17 protein-coding genes and 1 riboswitch are annotated in these 15,196 nt (G+C 47.0%); of the genes, 11 read left to right on the top strand and 6 right to left on the bottom strand.

Features of this window, described 5'->3' with window-relative positions; genetic code table 11:
• Positions 1-36 precede the first annotated feature (36 nt).
• The 7 genes from THICY_RS02945 (at position 37) to THICY_RS02920 (ending at position 4,132) form a co-directional block, all read left to right on the top strand.
• Positions 37-465: a DUF1841 family protein gene (locus THICY_RS02945; protein ID WP_013835133.1), complete on the top strand. Its 429-nt coding sequence runs from the start codon at positions 37-39 to the stop codon at positions 463-465.
• 3 nt (positions 466-468) lie between these two features.
• The gene (locus THICY_RS02940) at positions 469-696 is read left to right on the top strand and encodes a hypothetical protein (RefSeq protein WP_013835132.1); all 228 of its coding nucleotides are present in this window, start codon (positions 469-471) and stop codon (positions 694-696) included.
• A gap of 20 nt (positions 697-716) precedes the next feature.
• A riboswitch (cobalamin riboswitch) is annotated at positions 717-928 on the top strand.
• Positions 929-1,086: 158 nt separating this feature from the next.
• A complete protein-coding gene (locus THICY_RS02935; protein WP_013835131.1) occupies positions 1,087-2,943 on the top strand; it encodes a TonB-dependent receptor plug domain-containing protein in 1,857 nt (618 codons plus the stop codon).
• Positions 2,944-3,046: 103 nt separating this feature from the next.
• On the top strand, positions 3,047-3,301 hold the full coding sequence (locus tag THICY_RS02930; RefSeq protein ID WP_013835130.1) for a type II toxin-antitoxin system HicA family toxin: 255 nt from the start codon (positions 3,047-3,049) through the stop codon (positions 3,299-3,301).
• Positions 3,298-3,639, top strand: a complete 342-nt coding sequence (locus tag THICY_RS02925; RefSeq protein ID WP_013835129.1) for a type II toxin-antitoxin system HicB family antitoxin — start codon at positions 3,298-3,300, stop codon at positions 3,637-3,639. Before THICY_RS02930 ends, THICY_RS02925 begins: the two co-directional genes overlap by 4 nt.
• 24 nt (positions 3,640-3,663) lie before the next feature.
• Positions 3,664-3,855: a YaeQ family protein gene (locus tag THICY_RS08715; protein ID WP_013835128.1), complete on the top strand. Its 192-nt coding sequence runs from the start codon at positions 3,664-3,666 to the stop codon at positions 3,853-3,855.
• Between the two features lie 4 nt (positions 3,856-3,859).
• Positions 3,860-4,132, top strand: coding sequence for a VF530 family protein (locus THICY_RS02920; protein ID WP_013835127.1), 273 nt, complete (start codon positions 3,860-3,862; stop codon positions 4,130-4,132).
• A gap of 11 nt (positions 4,133-4,143) precedes the next feature.
• Here THICY_RS02920 and THICY_RS02915 read toward each other — a convergent pair whose 3' ends face one another.
• Positions 4,144-4,938 (bottom strand): M90 family metallopeptidase, encoded by a 795-nt coding sequence (locus THICY_RS02915; protein ID WP_013835126.1) that lies wholly within the window; start codon positions 4,936-4,938, stop codon positions 4,144-4,146.
• 129 nt (positions 4,939-5,067) lie between these two features.
• On the opposite strand from THICY_RS02915, the gene cobO reads away from it, so the two are divergent.
• Genes cobO through THICY_RS02900 form a run of 3 tightly spaced genes read left to right on the top strand, consistent with a single transcriptional unit; the run spans position 5,068 to position 7,703 of the window.
• A complete protein-coding gene (gene cobO / locus THICY_RS02910; RefSeq protein WP_013835125.1) occupies positions 5,068-5,676 on the top strand; it encodes a cob(I)yrinic acid a,c-diamide adenosyltransferase in 609 nt (202 codons plus the stop codon).
• Positions 5,676-6,614 carry a cobalamin-binding protein gene (locus THICY_RS02905; RefSeq protein WP_013835124.1) on the top strand — a complete coding sequence of 313 codons (939 nt, stop codon included), beginning with the start codon at positions 5,676-5,678 and terminating at the stop codon, positions 6,612-6,614. The genes cobO and THICY_RS02905 overlap by 1 nt, the downstream gene beginning before the upstream one ends.
• Before the next feature lie 9 nt (positions 6,615-6,623).
• Positions 6,624-7,703 (top strand): ADP-ribosylglycohydrolase family protein, encoded by a 1,080-nt coding sequence (locus tag THICY_RS02900; RefSeq protein WP_013835123.1) that lies wholly within the window; start codon positions 6,624-6,626, stop codon positions 7,701-7,703.
• On the opposite strand, the gene THICY_RS02895 is transcribed toward THICY_RS02900, so the two are convergent.
• The 3 genes from THICY_RS02895 to THICY_RS02885 form a co-directional block, all read right to left on the bottom strand.
• Positions 7,693-8,280: a DUF2058 family protein gene (locus tag THICY_RS02895; RefSeq protein WP_013835122.1), complete on the bottom strand. Its 588-nt coding sequence runs from the start codon at positions 8,278-8,280 to the stop codon at positions 7,693-7,695. The two genes, THICY_RS02900 and THICY_RS02895, sit on opposite strands and share 11 nt — an antisense overlap.
• Positions 8,281-8,283: 3 nt before the next feature.
• Positions 8,284-8,571, bottom strand: a complete 288-nt coding sequence (locus THICY_RS02890; protein ID WP_013835121.1) for a DUF6172 family protein — start codon at positions 8,569-8,571, stop codon at positions 8,284-8,286.
• Between the two features lie 88 nt (positions 8,572-8,659).
• Positions 8,660-9,142, bottom strand: a complete 483-nt coding sequence (locus THICY_RS02885) for a tetratricopeptide repeat protein (protein ID WP_013835120.1) — start codon at positions 9,140-9,142, stop codon at positions 8,660-8,662.
• 115 nt (positions 9,143-9,257) lie between these two features.
• Between THICY_RS02885 and THICY_RS02880 the strand changes: the two genes are divergently transcribed.
• Positions 9,258-10,784, top strand: coding sequence for a phosphohexomutase domain-containing protein (locus THICY_RS02880; protein ID WP_013835119.1), 1,527 nt, complete (start codon positions 9,258-9,260; stop codon positions 10,782-10,784).
• A gap of 39 nt (positions 10,785-10,823) precedes the next feature.
• Here THICY_RS02880 and THICY_RS02875 read toward each other — a convergent pair whose 3' ends face one another.
• Together THICY_RS02875 and hrpA are read right to left on the bottom strand one after the other, a co-directional pair.
• A complete protein-coding gene (locus THICY_RS02875; RefSeq protein WP_013835118.1) occupies positions 10,824-11,111 on the bottom strand; it encodes a hypothetical protein in 288 nt (95 codons plus the stop codon).
• Between the two features lie 62 nt (positions 11,112-11,173).
• Entirely contained in the window at positions 11,174-15,127 is a 3,954-nt protein-coding gene (gene hrpA / locus THICY_RS02870; protein WP_013835117.1) for an ATP-dependent RNA helicase HrpA, read from the bottom strand.
• Positions 15,128-15,196: the final 69 nt, after the last annotated feature.

Genomic DNA, 15,196 nt, shown 5'->3' with positions numbered 1-15,196 from the left:
CCGACCTGCGGGTGTCATCAAAAGGTAATCTTAACTATGTATACTTCAGAACGTGACAAACTGCGCCAACACTATGTTGATATTTGGCACAAAGCGCGCCATAACCAACCGCTAGACGCATTAGAACAACAGATTGCGCAGGTAATTGAACAGCATCCGGAATACCACAAAATGCTGCAAAACCAGCATCACATTCAAAACGAATACCTACCCGAAATGGGCGAAACCAATCCGTTTTTACATATGGGTATGCACCTGGGCATTCGTGAACAAGTAGCAACTGATCGACCCAAAGGAATTGCACATGTTCACAAGGTGTTAAGCCTAAAGCTCGGCAGTATATTAGACGCTGAACACAAAATGATGGACTGCCTAGCCGAAGCGTTGTGGAACAGTCAAAAATACCAACAAGCCCCTGACGAAGCCGCCTACCAGGCCTGCTTAAACAAACTCATAGAAGGATAAACCATGTTACTTAATCCCATGAAACGTGCTTTACGCAATAGCGCATTGCTTAGCCTCGCCGTCGGCTTGGTCATGCTTTGGCAAGACAATGGCCTGATGGAATCTGGCTTAACCGCCCTATTTACCTTTATGATTATTACCCCTGCGTTTTGGTTTTCCTACCAACTCGCCAACAAATTGGCCAAAAAAATGGCCAACAATCACACCAACCCACCCGAAAACAAAGATTGATTAAATTCCCCAACCCTCTATAATCAGGTTCACCTAAAGGTGCGCGGTTTAAAGACTGCGTTAAACGGGAAGAGTCGTGCGATGCCCCGCATCTAATCGAACGCTGCCCCCGCAACGGTGATGGAGAAGACCTTTAACAAACCACTGATTCAGCCAGGTGCAAGCCACTGAATTGGGAAGGTAAAGGAAAATGCTCCTCAGCCCGGATACCGGCCTTAGGTATTGAAGCTTGCTTCAAACTAACCTATTGCGGTGGGCAATACGGGGCCTTGTAAAATTTCGTGTTAACACCCGAAACACCTAAAGCATCCTGCGCTTTGTTGCCTGGCTTTGGGTTAAGTCCGTTTTGCCTTCGTTCATAATTTTTAATATGAATTGAAGGAATTTTCCATGTTACACAACTCAAAAACTTTTACCCTCAAACCCCTGATTGCGGCACTCGCCTTCGCACCAGGCCTGGTTATTGCCGACAATCAACTCTCACAAATTGTGGTGACGGCTAATAATACCGAACAAACCCAACGCTCTGTGACCGCCAATATGCACGTTATTACGCGAGAAGAGATTGAGGTTAAGCAATACCAAACCCTAACCGATGCACTGGTCTCAGTTCCAGGTGTTAGTTTTGGCGTTAATGGTGGGCGCGGCCATGCTGCAAACGTTTACATACGAGGTTCAAACAGAGTATTAGTTCTACTTAATGGCACACCACTCAATGACCCTTCCAGTATTGCGAATACTGTGAATTTTGAAAGCCTGCAGTTAGATGACATTGAACGAATTGAAATTGTAAGAGGTGCTCAGTCTGCGATTTGGGGTGCAAATGCTGCTGCAGGGGTAATCAACATCATTACCCAAAAAGCAACAAGACAGGGTTCAGCAAGAGTTGGCTTAACCCTAGGTGATAATGGATACAGTCAACTCAGCACAGCACTAAAACTTGTTGGAGAAGATGTCGATGCCTCTTATCACTTTAACAATACCAAAACGGATGGGTTCACCCAACTCAAGCCGTTTAAAGCAAATCAAAATAACTTTGAACGTGATGGTTATGAACAAACGGATATCTCACTTGCCATCGGATTAAATCCAACTCAACGGCAGCGAATTGAGACGTTTGTTAAACAAACTATTATGGATGCCGATTTTGATTCACAATTTGCTCCTGACAAACCCAATGACAGTGACTCAAATCGTCAAGTTAAATCCACTATCCGACAACTCAGCTATCAACTTAGACACAATCTTTTTGAACTAACCTCACAGGTCAGTGAAACTGAGATTGAACGCACAGAAGGCGTCGGCTTTAACTATCTGGGCAAGCAAGATCAAAAATCATTACAAATACAAAGTCATTATCGTCAAGACGATTCAACGCAGATTTCTATAGTTCAAAGTAATACATCCAGTGACCAAAATGATATTACAGTTAACAACACCGCACTTAACCTCTTTAATCAAAACCAATTTGGCAAGCTCACGCTAAACCAAGCACTACGTTATGATCAATTTAATGAGTTCAAGAATAAAACGACAGGTCGACTAGGTGCAGCTTATGCGATTAATCAGCATACAAAACTAAGTAGCAATATGGGTACGGCCTACACCGCTCCAAGCTTATATCAACTTTCTTACGGTAGTACGAAAGACCTAAAGCCTGAAGAAACCAGGGACTGGGATATTCGCATAGAAACTTATGGCTTTGGTATCAGCTATTTTAATAGTGAAATTCATGACATGATTGAATATGAGGCTATCGGAAATTGGGGAGATCCGGATTATGATGACTACTTTTACAATTTAGCTGGTAAAAGCAAGTTCTCGGGTTGGGAAATCGACTATTCACGCAACTTAAATCCCATAAATACGCTTTTATCACTGCAATATAGCCAGTTAAAAGCTAAAGACGATCAAGGAAAAACCTTAGCGAGAAGACCTGAACAATCAGCCTCGATTGATTTGCGTTTTTATGGTCTAAAAGACACACAAGTCAACTGGCATACCCGCTATATAGGCACTAAATACGACTACCGTAACGACGGAACACAACAAATCGGGCGCTATTTCATCAGTGATCTAAGCGTGAATTATACTGTTAATAACCATATCTCACTTCATGCAAAGGTTAAAAACCTATTTGATGAAGACTATACCGATGCCGTTGAAAACGCGACAGGTTCAACGCCCGATATTGTTTATGCCAATGGCGGGCGCCAGTTCTTTATCGGCATTCGCGCTCAACTTTAACGCTAACCAGGCCTGGTCATTCGATCAGGCTTTTTCCATTCAGCCTAAATTCAACGCCCCATCGAATGATTGCACTTTAAAATAAAAATGCTATCATAATTTTATGAATAACAAACACCATAAAACACTCACTACGCTTTTTAACGATCCGGTTAACGGCAATATCGAATGGTCAAAGATCGAGAGTTTGCTAGTTGCAGTGGGGTGTCAGGTGATTAAAGGAACCGGGTCATCGGTGACATTTGAAAAAGACGGTAAACGCGCTTACTTTCATCGCCCTCACCCACAAAAAGAAGCCCTTAAATACCGCGTGAAATTAGTACGCGAGTTTTTACTAAAACTGGGAGTTCAACCATGAAAAACACCATGACATACAAAGGTTACAGCGCAAGTATGGAGTTCGACCCGGACGATAAAATCATTGTCGGTCGCGTGCTAAATATTGATGACATTATTAGCTTTCATGCCGAATCCGTTGTCGAATTTGAACAAGTGTTTCAGCAGTCAATTGATGATTACTTGCAAGCCTGTGAGCAGCTTCAGCAAGCACCTGAAAAACCGGCCAGTGGCAAACTCATGTTGCGCATCTCACCGCAAGTCCATGCCTCCGCCCTTAAAGCCGCGCAACAAAACGGTCAAAGCATGAATAAATGGGTGGAAAGTGTGCTTACAAAAACGCTCCATTCGCAACACTAAATACCCTTAAAACAGGACCCTAACGTGGCGTTAAAACCAACCATTTACAAATTCACTATTGCATTGTCGGATATGAACCGCCATATCTTTCAAACTCTTAACGTAACACTGGCGCAACATCCCTCTGAAAACATAGAGCGTATGATGATGCGGGTACTGGCCTACTGTTTGAATGTCGATACCGATCCCAATAAAAAACTCGACTGCAGGAATTAGCCAAATGAACAACCAAACTAACAACCAAACTAACAACCAAGTTAATAATCCACTACATGGCGTGACGCTTGAGAAAATGCTGGGCGCACTCGTTGACTACTATGGCTGGATTGGTCTGGGCAGTCAAATTCGTATCAACTGCTTTAACAAAGACCCCTCGATTAAGTCTAGTCTTAAATTCTTAAGAAAAACGCCTTGGGCTCGCACGCAAGTTGAGCAGCTCTATCTTGATTCCGTTAACAAGCCCAATTTTGTGCAACCCAACCTAGCCAAGTAACGCTTATCGCCTTATTGAACAACAGCAAGTGTTTTTCGAGCGAGTGGGTCTTGGCGATAAAATAGGCTGAGTTGATGGTAAACCGCTGGAAAAGCCTCAGCTAGCTGATCCGGCGCCATAAAGAAAACCTCCGAACAAACCGCAAAAAACTCAGCCGGTTCGGTCGCCGCATAGGCATCTATTGCTGGAACACCACCCCGTTCTACCTGTAACTGCAAGTTTTCAAAGGCTTGGCTAAACGCCAGCGTCCAATCTTCGCGCTTCATCAATGGGTGAAGCGGTGGCATCCCATTAGCCGCACCATTTTGCATATCCAATTTGTGCGCAAACTCGTGTATCACCAGATTGTGACCAAGGTCCGGCTGACTGACATCATCAACAAAACCCTGCCAATCTAAGACCACCGGGCCGCGTAACCAGGCTTCACCGCCTAACACACGTTGCTGATGCGATACAATGCCAGCCTCATCCATGTCATCGCTTGTCACCATAAACGCATCTGGATAAAGGATAATATCTCGCCATCCCTGGTAATAATCGAGATCCAATTCTAGAATCAACAGGCAAGCATGGGCGGCAATTTTAATCGGCATGAGCTCGTTTAGCTCTAAACCCTGTACCGCACGGAAACGTTTCTGCTGTATAAACAAGGTGGTCAGTTCGCGTAAATAGGCTTTTTGCACCGAACTTAATCCGCAAAATAACGCATCCTCACGCATCAGCCGACGCCAAATCAACCGTTTAATCGGAAAGCGTTTTAACAGCCGTTTTATTCGCCAGTGTTTAAAAGCCAGCAGTATATTCATTTCAAACTCCAACTAAACGGCTTCACATTATGCCATAGGCGTTGAATTCCACGCTTTAATCCCATTTTTCTTAACAGCTTAGCGCAACTTTTTGTACACTGTGTACTCTCATTTTACGGCGAAAACTCTATGCATTCCGATGATAAAAAAACCGAATACCACAACATTCGTATGGCGCGTAAAAAAGCACAGATTGATGCCGCGATTGCCCGTGCTGACCAAAAAAAAGGTTTGCTACTGGTGATTACCGGCAACGGCAAGGGTAAATCCACCTCGGCATTTGGAATGGTGGCACGCGCCTTAGGCCATGGCATGAAAGTCGGCGTGTGTCAGTTTATTAAAAGTCGCACCGATACCGGCGAAGAAGCGTTTTTTAGTCAACTCCCAAATTGCGAATGGCATGTTCTTGGCGATGGCTTTACCTGGGATACTCAAGACCGCGAACAGGACATTGCCACATCCAAACGTGGCTGGCAGGTCGCCATGAAAATGCTTACCGATCCCAGTTATGATCTGGTGGTGCTGGATGAACTGACCTATCTACTCAGTTACGATTATTTAGATAAGGACGAGGTCTTAAACGGCCTGAGCCAGAAGCCTGAGATGCAACATGTGGTCGTCACCGGTCGTTCGGCGATAGCGCCATTGCGTGAACTCGCCGATACGGTTTCTGACATCAAAGATGAAAAACACGCCTATAAAGCGGGGATTCAAGCACAAAAAGGCATCGACTTGTAATGGCTGTAATGGATGTAACGCCACCAGCCAAGCTGAGTAATGCTTATAAACTGCGATTGCTGGCAGCAGGTCTGCTACTGGTTGCTCTGGTTAGCCTAACTAGTTTTAGTACCACCGCTGCCGCCCAAATAGACGCGGAGATCACCGCAGAGCGACCCATTACCCGAATCATTTCACTCGCGCCCAGTTTAACCGAATTGATTTATTCCGCAGGAGCTGGTGATTACTTAGTCGGTGCGGTCAGTTATTCAGACTACCCCCCCGAAGCACAGCGTATCCCACGCGTAGGCGATTTTAATGCCTTAAATATTGAACGCATTATTAAACTCAAGCCGGACCTTATTTTATCCTGGCAATCCGGTACCTCAGCACGCGATACTCAGCGGCTAAAGCAACTCGGTTTACCCCTGCTGATTCACGACACGCAACAACTCGACGACATTCCCAAGCTGATTGCCGAAATTGGCCAACTCACCGGACAACAGGATACGGCCAATACAGAAACAGAGCGCCTAAGATACCAGCTGAACACACTGCGTCAAAAATACGAGCATGCTTCAGCCGTGAGCGTTTTTTATCAAGTTTGGCATCAACCGCTTATCACGGTTAATGGCGCACAATTTATGGGGCAAGCGATTGCCATTTGCGGTGGCGTCAATATTTTTGCTGATCAAATGGCACTGGCACCGCACGTCAGCCGCGAAGCGGTCATTAACGAAAATCCCGATGTCATTCTACTGGGCGGAAAAACCGCTAATCAGCAGGCCTGGTTATCGCAATGGCAAACCTTGCCATTTTTAGCCGCCAGCCAAAATCAACACATTTATTTGCTCGATAGCGATCAATATCAACGCCCAACCGCACGACTGATTGATAGCCTCGACGCACTTTGCCAGCTTATCGACCACGCACGCCAACCCACTCATGCCAACCCCTAGGAGCGCACAATGAATAAGCTCGACCTTGCAAAAGCCCGCAGTGGTTTACAAGCACTATTTATCGGTGATGCCCTTGCCATGCCGGCACATTGGTTTTACCGCATCTTTGATATTGAACAGGCCTTTAACGGTGGCATCACCCAATTTGAAGCCGCACCATCGCATCATCCATCGTCGATTATGTCACTCCACTCAACGGCGGCAGGTGGGCGTAAAACCGCCCAAAAACAACCACAGACCAGCATTGTCGGTGATGTAATTTTAAAAGGAAAAGCCGCCTACTGGGATGTACCCTATCAGCACTATCATCAAGGGATGCAAGCCGGAGAAAATACCCTCAATGCGCATTGCGCTCGGCTGCTAATGCGCTGTCTGGCACAGCATCAAAGACACTATAATCCGCAAGCCTTTTTAGCCGATTACATTGCCTTTATGACGGCAGATCCACCCCAACACCCGGACACCTATGCCGAATCCTATCATCGTGGTTTTTTTGCCAACTATATCCAGGGCATTCCCGCTGAACAATGTGGCGCCATCACCCACGATACCGCATCGATTGGCGGCTTAGTCACCCTTGCGCCACTGGTTATCGCGGCCCATTTACAAGGCGCCGACCTTACTACTATCCAACAGCAAGTTAAACAACATTTGTATTTCACCCATCCGGATGCGGCGTTAGCCAAGGTCGCTAATAACTATACGACCCTGATTTTGGCACTCTGGCACAGCCCAAACCTAGAAGATGCCCGCCAACAGATCGAACGCACGGCACAAGCGTCGGGCTTTAATCTTACCAATCTCATCGCAAAGGACCCTGATGATCGCCAAGTCATTGGCCAACTCTTCTCACCGGCTTGCTACATTAGTGATTCTTGGCCAGCCGTTTTATATTTAGCGCATAAATATGCTGAAGACCCCATAGCAGGCCTGCTGGCCAACGCCAATGTGGGTGGCGATAACGCCCATCGCGGATCGGTATTAGGGGTGTTATTGGGATTGATAAACCCCAATAAATTTGATGCGTGGTTTGAACAGCTGGTTGAACGGTCAGCGATTGCAGCAGAAATTAACGCACTTACCAACTAAGATCATCAGGTATCGCAAACTTGGCGTAATAATCGCGATCTTCCGCCGATAAACCATCATCCGCGAAAGAATCGGCCGCCAACGGAATCAATACCTGATCATCGCGTTGGTTAATTTTATCCACCATATCGGCTGACACCAGCAAATGACCGCCCTTCCAGCGCACAATGCGAATACTGCCCGCAACCAGGCCGGCATGTGTTTTCGCATTCACCGCCACCGATTTCACCTGGGCACCATCGGCGAAGTTGAACAGTTGATCACCGGTCGTGTTTTTTAAACTGTGCACCGCCAAAATTTGCTTGAGCTCCGCTTGTTTCGCCTTCTGCGCCTGCTGTTGTTGGCGCTCGGCATTCAGCTGGCGATCCTTTTCCGCTTTTTGCGCTGCGGCATCGGCTGCCAATTGAGCGGCTGTCTTGGTCTCTGTGTGGGCCACTGTTGGATCAGCCACAGCGTTTTTGCCGCCTTGTTGTTGCTGTTGTTTAGTTTGTTGATATTTTTCTTTTTTGGCTTGCTTGGCTTTGTGTTCGTTCACCAGCCCAGCTTTTTTCATTTGATCCAATAACGATCCCGCCATAACTTATCCTTTGGTACTGCGATGTCCCGGTTTCGCGATTATTTCAATATAACAACTGGTCCAACCCGTTGCTTCGGCCTGATCTAGTGCCGCATTCATTTCCGCCAAATGCAACGGCTTAGCACTGGCTTCGTCGGCACCAAAACGGCAGGCAAAATCCCAAAAATCGACGTCATTCGGCAAGGCTTTCGCACGCTCACGTTTTAAATATTTTTTCAGTTCATTTTTAATCGCATCCACCAAACGGGCGGGCGCTTTTTTCTCGTGGGTTAACGCAAAGGTTTTTTTCATAATAGACTCAAAGTAGCAAAAAATTTAAGGGTTACACGCATTGATAACACTAAGCGCAGATTATAAAGCCTTTTATACCTATTACCTATTAATCCATAGCCAATCGGTTCAAATGACCACAACCTTCCGAACACAGGTTATGGCACGCCGTTTGATACCAGTATTTTGCCGTATCTAATGCCACCGGCGTGCCCAATCCCTGCTCATACATTTCACCCAAATGACTTTGCGCCACTCCATAACGCTGGCGAGCCGCATGCTGATACCAAACCAAAGCTTTTGCGTAATCGACCTCGCGACCCTCACCAAATCGATAAATCTTGCCCAATGCAAACTGGGCAAACACATTACCCTGCTCGGCCATAGGCAAAAACAATCGGTACGCCGTCGCGTAATCCTCCGTTGCATAAGCCTGACTCGCGGCATAAAAGTTATCAGGCAGCAAGGTTGCGGACGGATTGGTTTGGTTGATCTGGGTGTCTTGACTAGCATACACCAGCGGTAAAACAGCCACTGTACTGGCTAGCATCAATAGCAGCATAACGAATGTCATAGCAAATCGCATCATCATTTTGAATGCCCTGTTTTTAATCTCTCATAAAGGTTAATGAACCCAATAATAGTGATATAACGACCACTTAGAACAGTATACTTAAAACACACGCATTCAACAAAAAGGTCACCTGATGGAACAGAGCGCATGGTATCGATTACAAAACGGTTCGGACATTCGCGGTATCGCCCTAAAAGGTGTAGCGAATGAGTCGGTAAATTTAACCGTCGAACAGGCTAACGCTATTGGCCAAGCCTTTGCACACTGGTTATCCACCAAACTGGCAAAGCCAACATCACAACTCAAGGTATCTATAGGCCGAGATAGTCGTTTATCGGGACCCGATTTAGCCCAGGGGTTAGCAACAGGCTTAATGGTCTCGGGTGTGCAGGTTACCGATTTTGGCCTAGCCTCTACCCCGGCGATGTTTATGTCCACGATTCAATCTGCAACAGCGCTAGGTCACGATGATGTCTTTGACGGCGCGGTGATGATTACCGCCAGTCACCTGCCCTTCAACCGCAATGGTTTTAAGTTCTTTACCGCGTTGGGTGGCTTGGATAAACCCGATATTCAGAACCTACTTACCCTTGCCGCCCAATTGCCTGACCAGGCCTGCAAACAGCCGGTAAAAACCCTCGATTATATGTCGGTCTATGCCTCGGGCTTAGTGAATAAGGTGCGTCAAGCGATTAATCACGCTAACCATTACCAACAACCCCTTAAAGGATTAAAAATTATTGTCGATGCCGGTAATGGCGCGGGGGGCTTTTTTGTAGACAAGGTATTACAGCCACTAGGTGCGGATACGCAAGGTAGCCAATTTTTAGAGCCCAATGGTCGCTTTCCTAATCATGTTCCCAACCCAGAAGATAGTGATGCTATGGCCTCTATTTGTGCGGCTGTGCGCCATCATCAAGCGGATTTAGGCATTATTTTTGATACCGATGTCGATCGCAGTGCCGCCGTTGATGCCACAGGTCAAGCCATCAACCGCAATCGTTTAATTGCGCTGCTGGCCGCGATTTTACTCAAAACGCATCCAGGGGCAACCATTGTTACCGACTCGGTAACCTCAGACGGCTTAACCGATTTTATTGAGCAACAGTTGCAAGGTAAACACCACCGCTTTAAGCGGGGTTACAAAAATGTCATTAATGAAGCCATTCGCTTAAACAAGGAAGGCATTTTGACGCCGCTTGCCATTGAAACATCTGGACACGCGGCCTTAAAAGATAACTATTTTCTAGATGATGGCGCTTATGTCATCACGCTATTATTGATTGAATTAGCCAAAACGAAAATGCAACAAAAAACCCTAGGCTCGCTCATTGAGTCGCTAAAAGAACCCCATGAAGACCAAGAGTTACGCTTTTCCATCAAGGACACAGACTTTAAAACCTATGGCGAACAGGTATTAGCAGCACTAACCCGGTTTGTATCAACCCAAACGGACTGGCAAGCGGTACCTAATAATTATGAAGGTATTCGGGTAGCCTGCCTTGGGGAAAACGAACAGGGCTGGTTTTTGCTCAGATTATCACTGCACGACCCCGTTTTAGCGCTGAACATGGAATCCAATGTGGCAGGCGGGGTTGATATCATACTGGCACGGCTGATGGCGTTTATGGCAGGGTTTAGCGCGTTAGAACTCAAATAGTTTTTCCAAAACGTGTTACCTACAGTTGTAGCTTGTGCTTCACTGGTTATAGTCTGGAACTTGCTCATCCATCATCGGTGGCTGAGGACGCGCACTAGTACCCGGCAATGTCATACTGTCTGTAGTGCCACTAAATGCCGCAGGCATTTCGCCTTCTACGCGGTTATCTAAGCTTGGCATTGAAGGCTCCGCGGGTTTTTTCACTTCACGTGTGTCAACGGCTTTCGCAGCATCAGAACTGGTATCAGAACCGCAACCGACGATCAGTAATGAAGAACCAGAAATGGTAACGGCAAACAAGGCCGCAAATAATTTGTTTAATCGCATCAATCTCTCCCTAAATTGGTTTCAAATCCTAACCTAACATAAAGTGGATTAAGTCGCCATAGTTAAAGTGCGGCTAGGGCTTTTTCGATACGGGCAATCGACACGGTTTGCAGGGTTTTCATCGGTTGAGAAAATAGCGAAATCCGCAGTTCTTCCAATTGCCAGCGCAGGTCAATAAAGCTCGCTGGTGGATGCGCGCCATAACGGTTCGCTAAGTCATGATACTGGTTTAATACCGCAACCATTTGCCGTTGGGTTTGCTGGTCTTTTTGCGGATCTAAATCCAGTTTTTCGAGTCGCACCTCAAGGGCTTTTAAATAACGCGGGATTTGTTTGAGCCAAGTATCCGGTGTGTCCAGCACAAAATTTAAATGCACTAAACCATCTAGTTGGGTTTTGATATCATCCAGCGACGCCAACCAACGCGGATTGACCTTGCCTTTGATCTGTTTTGCCAGCCGTTGATGACCGGTTAAAATCTCAGTTACCAGGCCTGCTAAGGCTTGCGCTTCGGCGACCCAGTTGGCTTTAAGGGTGTCGAGCGCATCATCAAACTGCGCCTGTTGGCGAATCGCTTGCGGCTCAGGCACTAAACGGCGCAAGGCTTTTTCCATAATGTGCTCGGTTAAATGCGCACAGGAGCCATAGGGCGCAAAACACAAGCAGGCCTGCTTAAGGTTGAGGTGTTTTTGCAAATATTTCACCTTGTCTTGCAACGACAGTTTTAACAAGGTCCAAACGCCATAGCCATGATGCTTTTTAGCCTGGCGTTCATCACCACTGCGGGTTAAAAACACCTGCCCCTGCTCGACCAACAGGCCTGGATAGGCTTGTAATTGCTTACCCTGTGATTTGATGGTTTCATGGTCAGCCAGGTTGCCAAAGTGCCATTCGGTCACCGGCTGTTTTTTCTCGCCCCCGCTCTGCTGAATTTTGGCTTCGACCAGATGGTGATAACGCAGTTTCAGCTCGGCCAAATCAGCCGACTCGGCAATCAGCTTGCCCTTGTCATCCAGCAGTTGATACCAAGGTAATAGATGAGCTGGCAAGCTGACCGCATTAAAGTCCTCAACGCCAATTTTATGGTTGGCACCGCGATTCAAGGCCTGCAACAACTGCGGCACAAACTCGCCCTGCTCGGCACTAATCTGTTGCGCGATGCGTTCGGCGACCGCCGGAGCGGGCACAAACTGCTTGCGAAGTTGTTTAGGCAAGGCTTTGATATAGCAGGTAATTTTCTCTTTAATAAACCCAGGCGTCAGCCATTCAAATTGGCTTTCATTCACCAGGTTCAGACCGGCCAATGGAATTTTAAACACTACGCCATCTTGTTGTTTACCCGGTTCAAAACGGTAGTCTAGTTGCAATGGAATCCGTTGACTGAGCTGGATTTGATCGGGAAAATCGCGCTCATACTGGCTGTCTAAATCCTGCTTTAATAAATCCGACTCGGTAAGCAGCAATGCGGCTTGCTGTTTTTTATCGGCTTTTTTCAGCCAGCTTTCTAATGCCGGTTGGTTATAAATGTGTTCCGGAATTCGCGCGGCATAAAAATCCTGCAACACCTGCTGTTCAACCAGCAAGTCGGGGCGACGCAGTTTACTTTCATAGCGTTCGATATTTTCAATCAGCTTGAGATTATGCTGATAAAAAGCCGCGCGAGTATTCAGCTCCTGCTGTGCCAAGGCCCGAATAAAAATGCCACGCGCATCTTTGGGATTAATCGGGCCGTAATTACAGACACGACGACTGACAATCGGTAAGCCATAGAGGGTAATGGATTCATAGGCACCGACCTGACCGGTTTTTTTCTGCCAATGCGGGTCAGCATAACTGCGCTTGATTAAATGCGGCGCACAATCCTCGACCCAATTCACATCAATCTCCGCACTGGTGCGCGCATAGAGTTTTGTGGTTTCAACCATCTCCGCCGACATCAGCCATTTTGGCTTGCGTTTAAACAGCACCGAACTCGGATGAATAAACAGCTTGGTGCCGCGTGCACCCAGGTAACCCTGCGCGTCGTCACGCATCATAATCTGCCCGAGCAGGCCTGCTAATAATGAGCGGTGCACATTAATGCTATGCAAGTCACTGAGTCGTTCGATGGTTTGGCCGTTTTCAGTAACCTCTTCATACAGATGCAGCTCACCGACTTTTAAGCCAATCGACTTGAGGCTGACTTTCAACTGGTGAAATAAATCATGCCATTCGCGTAAACGTAAATACGACAGATAATTGGTTTTACAGAGTTTACGCAGTTTGCTTTGACTCAGATGGCGGGCTTGGTATTCATAAAAGCGCCACAGATTAAGGAAAAACAAAAAGTCCGAACACGGGTCTTCCCATTGCTTGTGTTTGGCACGCGCCGCTTGCATAGTTTGTTCGTTGATGTCGCGAGGGTCTTGGATGCTAATCGCGGCGGCAATAATCAACACCTCGGCTAATACATTGTTTTTTTCCGCCTCCAACACCATTTTGGCAATGCGTGGTTCCAGCGGCAAACGCGCCAAATCGCGTCCAGCGGGGGTGAGGTGTTTTTTATCATCCAGTGCACCAATTTCAATCAGTTGGCGATAACCGTCATTGACCGCTTTTTCTTCCGGCGGCTCAATAAACGGAAAGGTCTGCACCTTGCCGAGTTTCAGCTGGGTCATATTCAATAACACGGAGGATAACGAGGTGCGGTGAATTTCTGGGTCAGTAAAAGCAGACCTGGCGTTAAAGTCATCTTCAGAATATAACCTAATGCAAATACCATCGGCGACACGGCCACAACGCCCTTTGCGCTGATTGGCCGAGGCTTGAGAAATCCGTTCAATCGGCAACCGTTGCACTTTCGAGCGCACGCTATAACGGCTAATGCGAACCAGGCCTGGGTCAATCACATAACGAATGCCCGGCACGGTTAAAGAGGTTTCGGCCACGTTAGTTGAAAGAATAATGCGGCGTTTGGGCGAAGTTTGAAACACCTTGTTTTGCTCGGCCATCGACAAGCGCGCATAGAGCGGAATCACGTCGGTATTTTTTAGATTTTGCTTGCGCAGTGCCTCGGCGGTTTCTTTAATATCACGCTCACCGATTTGAAACACCAACACATCGCCAAACGGATCGTGCGCTGCCAATTCATCCAACGCTTCGATAATGCCATTGGTTAAATCCTGTTCGATGACCGTGCCATCATCCATTGCCACCTGACCCAACGGACGATAACGCACCTCGACCGGATAGGTACGGCCGGAAACTTCAACAATCGGTACCGCAAGACTAGGTTGGCCGGGCTGACCCGGTTGTTTAAAATGTTCGGCAAAGCGCTGGGTATCTATGGTTGCCGAGGTGATAATGACTTTAAGATCTGGGCGCTTAGGCAAAAGCTGTTTCAGTATGCCTAGCAAGAAATCAATATTGACGCTGCGCTCGTGGGCTTCGTCAATAATAATCGTGTCGTATTGACTGAGAAAACGGTCGTTTTGGATTTCTGCCAACAAAATCCCGTCCGTCATCACCTTGATTAAACTGGTTTCATGTACCTGATCGTGAAAACGCACTTGGTAACCCACCAACTCACCCAGACTCGAACCCAATTCTTCGGCTAAACGTTCCGCCACACTACGCGCGGCTAAACGTCGTGGCTGGGTACAACCAATACGCCCCATCACACCGCGTCCGGCTTCTAAACACAATTTGGGGATTTGAGTGGTTTTGCCCGAGCCGGTTTCGCCGGCAATCACCACCACTTGGTGATTTTTGATCAGCTGCAACAGCTCATCACGTCGCCCCACTACTGGCAAGGCGGAATCGTAATCAATGGTCGGCACCAAGGCTTTGCGTGCTTGCACCTTATCTAAAGACCTTTGCAAACGCTCACACCAAGCCAGCCAGGCCTGGTCATTCGCCAAGTCGCGTTTTTGCAAGTCGAGTTGTTGCAAGTCGCGTTTTAAACGAAATTGATCACGGCTTTGCGCTTGCGCAATCAATGAATAAAGCTCGGCTGGGTTTATAGGAAATGAGGACATGGAATTTTTGAGGGTCTCATCATGAATTATAAATTTGGGCAACCACTGACCGATGGGTTAGCAGCTGTT

Origin of the sequence: Thiomicrospira cyclica ALM1, assembly GCF_000214825.1 — a bacterium.
Taxonomy (GTDB): Bacteria; Pseudomonadota; Gammaproteobacteria; order Thiomicrospirales; family Thiomicrospiraceae; genus Thiomicrospira; species Thiomicrospira cyclica.
This window is presented reverse-complemented; position numbering and strand designations above follow the sequence as displayed.

What these genes read in the sequence shown, in the direction of transcription:
- THICY_RS02915 (WP_013835126.1), bottom strand. Translation starts at nt 4,938, where the DNA reads ATGAATATACTGCTGGCTTTTAAACACTGGCGAATAAAACGGCTGTTA.
- cobO (WP_013835125.1), top strand. Translation starts at nt 5,068, where the DNA reads ATGCATTCCGATGATAAAAAAACCGAATACCACAACATTCGTATGGCG.
- THICY_RS02900 (WP_013835123.1), top strand. Translation starts at nt 6,624, where the DNA reads ATGAATAAGCTCGACCTTGCAAAAGCCCGCAGTGGTTTACAAGCACTA.
- THICY_RS02945 (WP_013835133.1), top strand. Translation starts at nt 37, where the DNA reads ATGTATACTTCAGAACGTGACAAACTGCGCCAACACTATGTTGATATT.
- THICY_RS02920 (WP_013835127.1), top strand. Translation starts at nt 3,860, where the DNA reads ATGAACAACCAAACTAACAACCAAACTAACAACCAAGTTAATAATCCA.
- THICY_RS02930 (WP_013835130.1), top strand. Translation starts at nt 3,047, where the DNA reads ATGAATAACAAACACCATAAAACACTCACTACGCTTTTTAACGATCCG.
- THICY_RS02880 (WP_013835119.1), top strand. Translation starts at nt 9,258, where the DNA reads ATGGAACAGAGCGCATGGTATCGATTACAAAACGGTTCGGACATTCGC.
- THICY_RS02940 (WP_013835132.1), top strand. Translation starts at nt 469, where the DNA reads ATGTTACTTAATCCCATGAAACGTGCTTTACGCAATAGCGCATTGCTT.
- THICY_RS02885 (WP_013835120.1), bottom strand. Translation starts at nt 9,142, where the DNA reads ATGATGATGCGATTTGCTATGACATTCGTTATGCTGCTATTGATGCTA.
- THICY_RS02905 (WP_013835124.1), top strand. Translation starts at nt 5,676, where the DNA reads ATGGCTGTAATGGATGTAACGCCACCAGCCAAGCTGAGTAATGCTTAT.
- THICY_RS02895 (WP_013835122.1), bottom strand. Translation starts at nt 8,280, where the DNA reads ATGGCGGGATCGTTATTGGATCAAATGAAAAAAGCTGGGCTGGTGAAC.
- hrpA (WP_013835117.1), bottom strand. Translation starts at nt 15,127, where the DNA reads ATGTCCTCATTTCCTATAAACCCAGCCGAGCTTTATTCATTGATTGCG.
- THICY_RS02925 (WP_013835129.1), top strand. Translation starts at nt 3,298, where the DNA reads ATGAAAAACACCATGACATACAAAGGTTACAGCGCAAGTATGGAGTTC.
- THICY_RS02890 (WP_013835121.1), bottom strand. Translation starts at nt 8,571, where the DNA reads ATGAAAAAAACCTTTGCGTTAACCCACGAGAAAAAAGCGCCCGCCCGT.
- THICY_RS02935 (WP_013835131.1), top strand. Translation starts at nt 1,087, where the DNA reads ATGTTACACAACTCAAAAACTTTTACCCTCAAACCCCTGATTGCGGCA.
- THICY_RS02875 (WP_013835118.1), bottom strand. Translation starts at nt 11,111, where the DNA reads ATGCGATTAAACAAATTATTTGCGGCCTTGTTTGCCGTTACCATTTCT.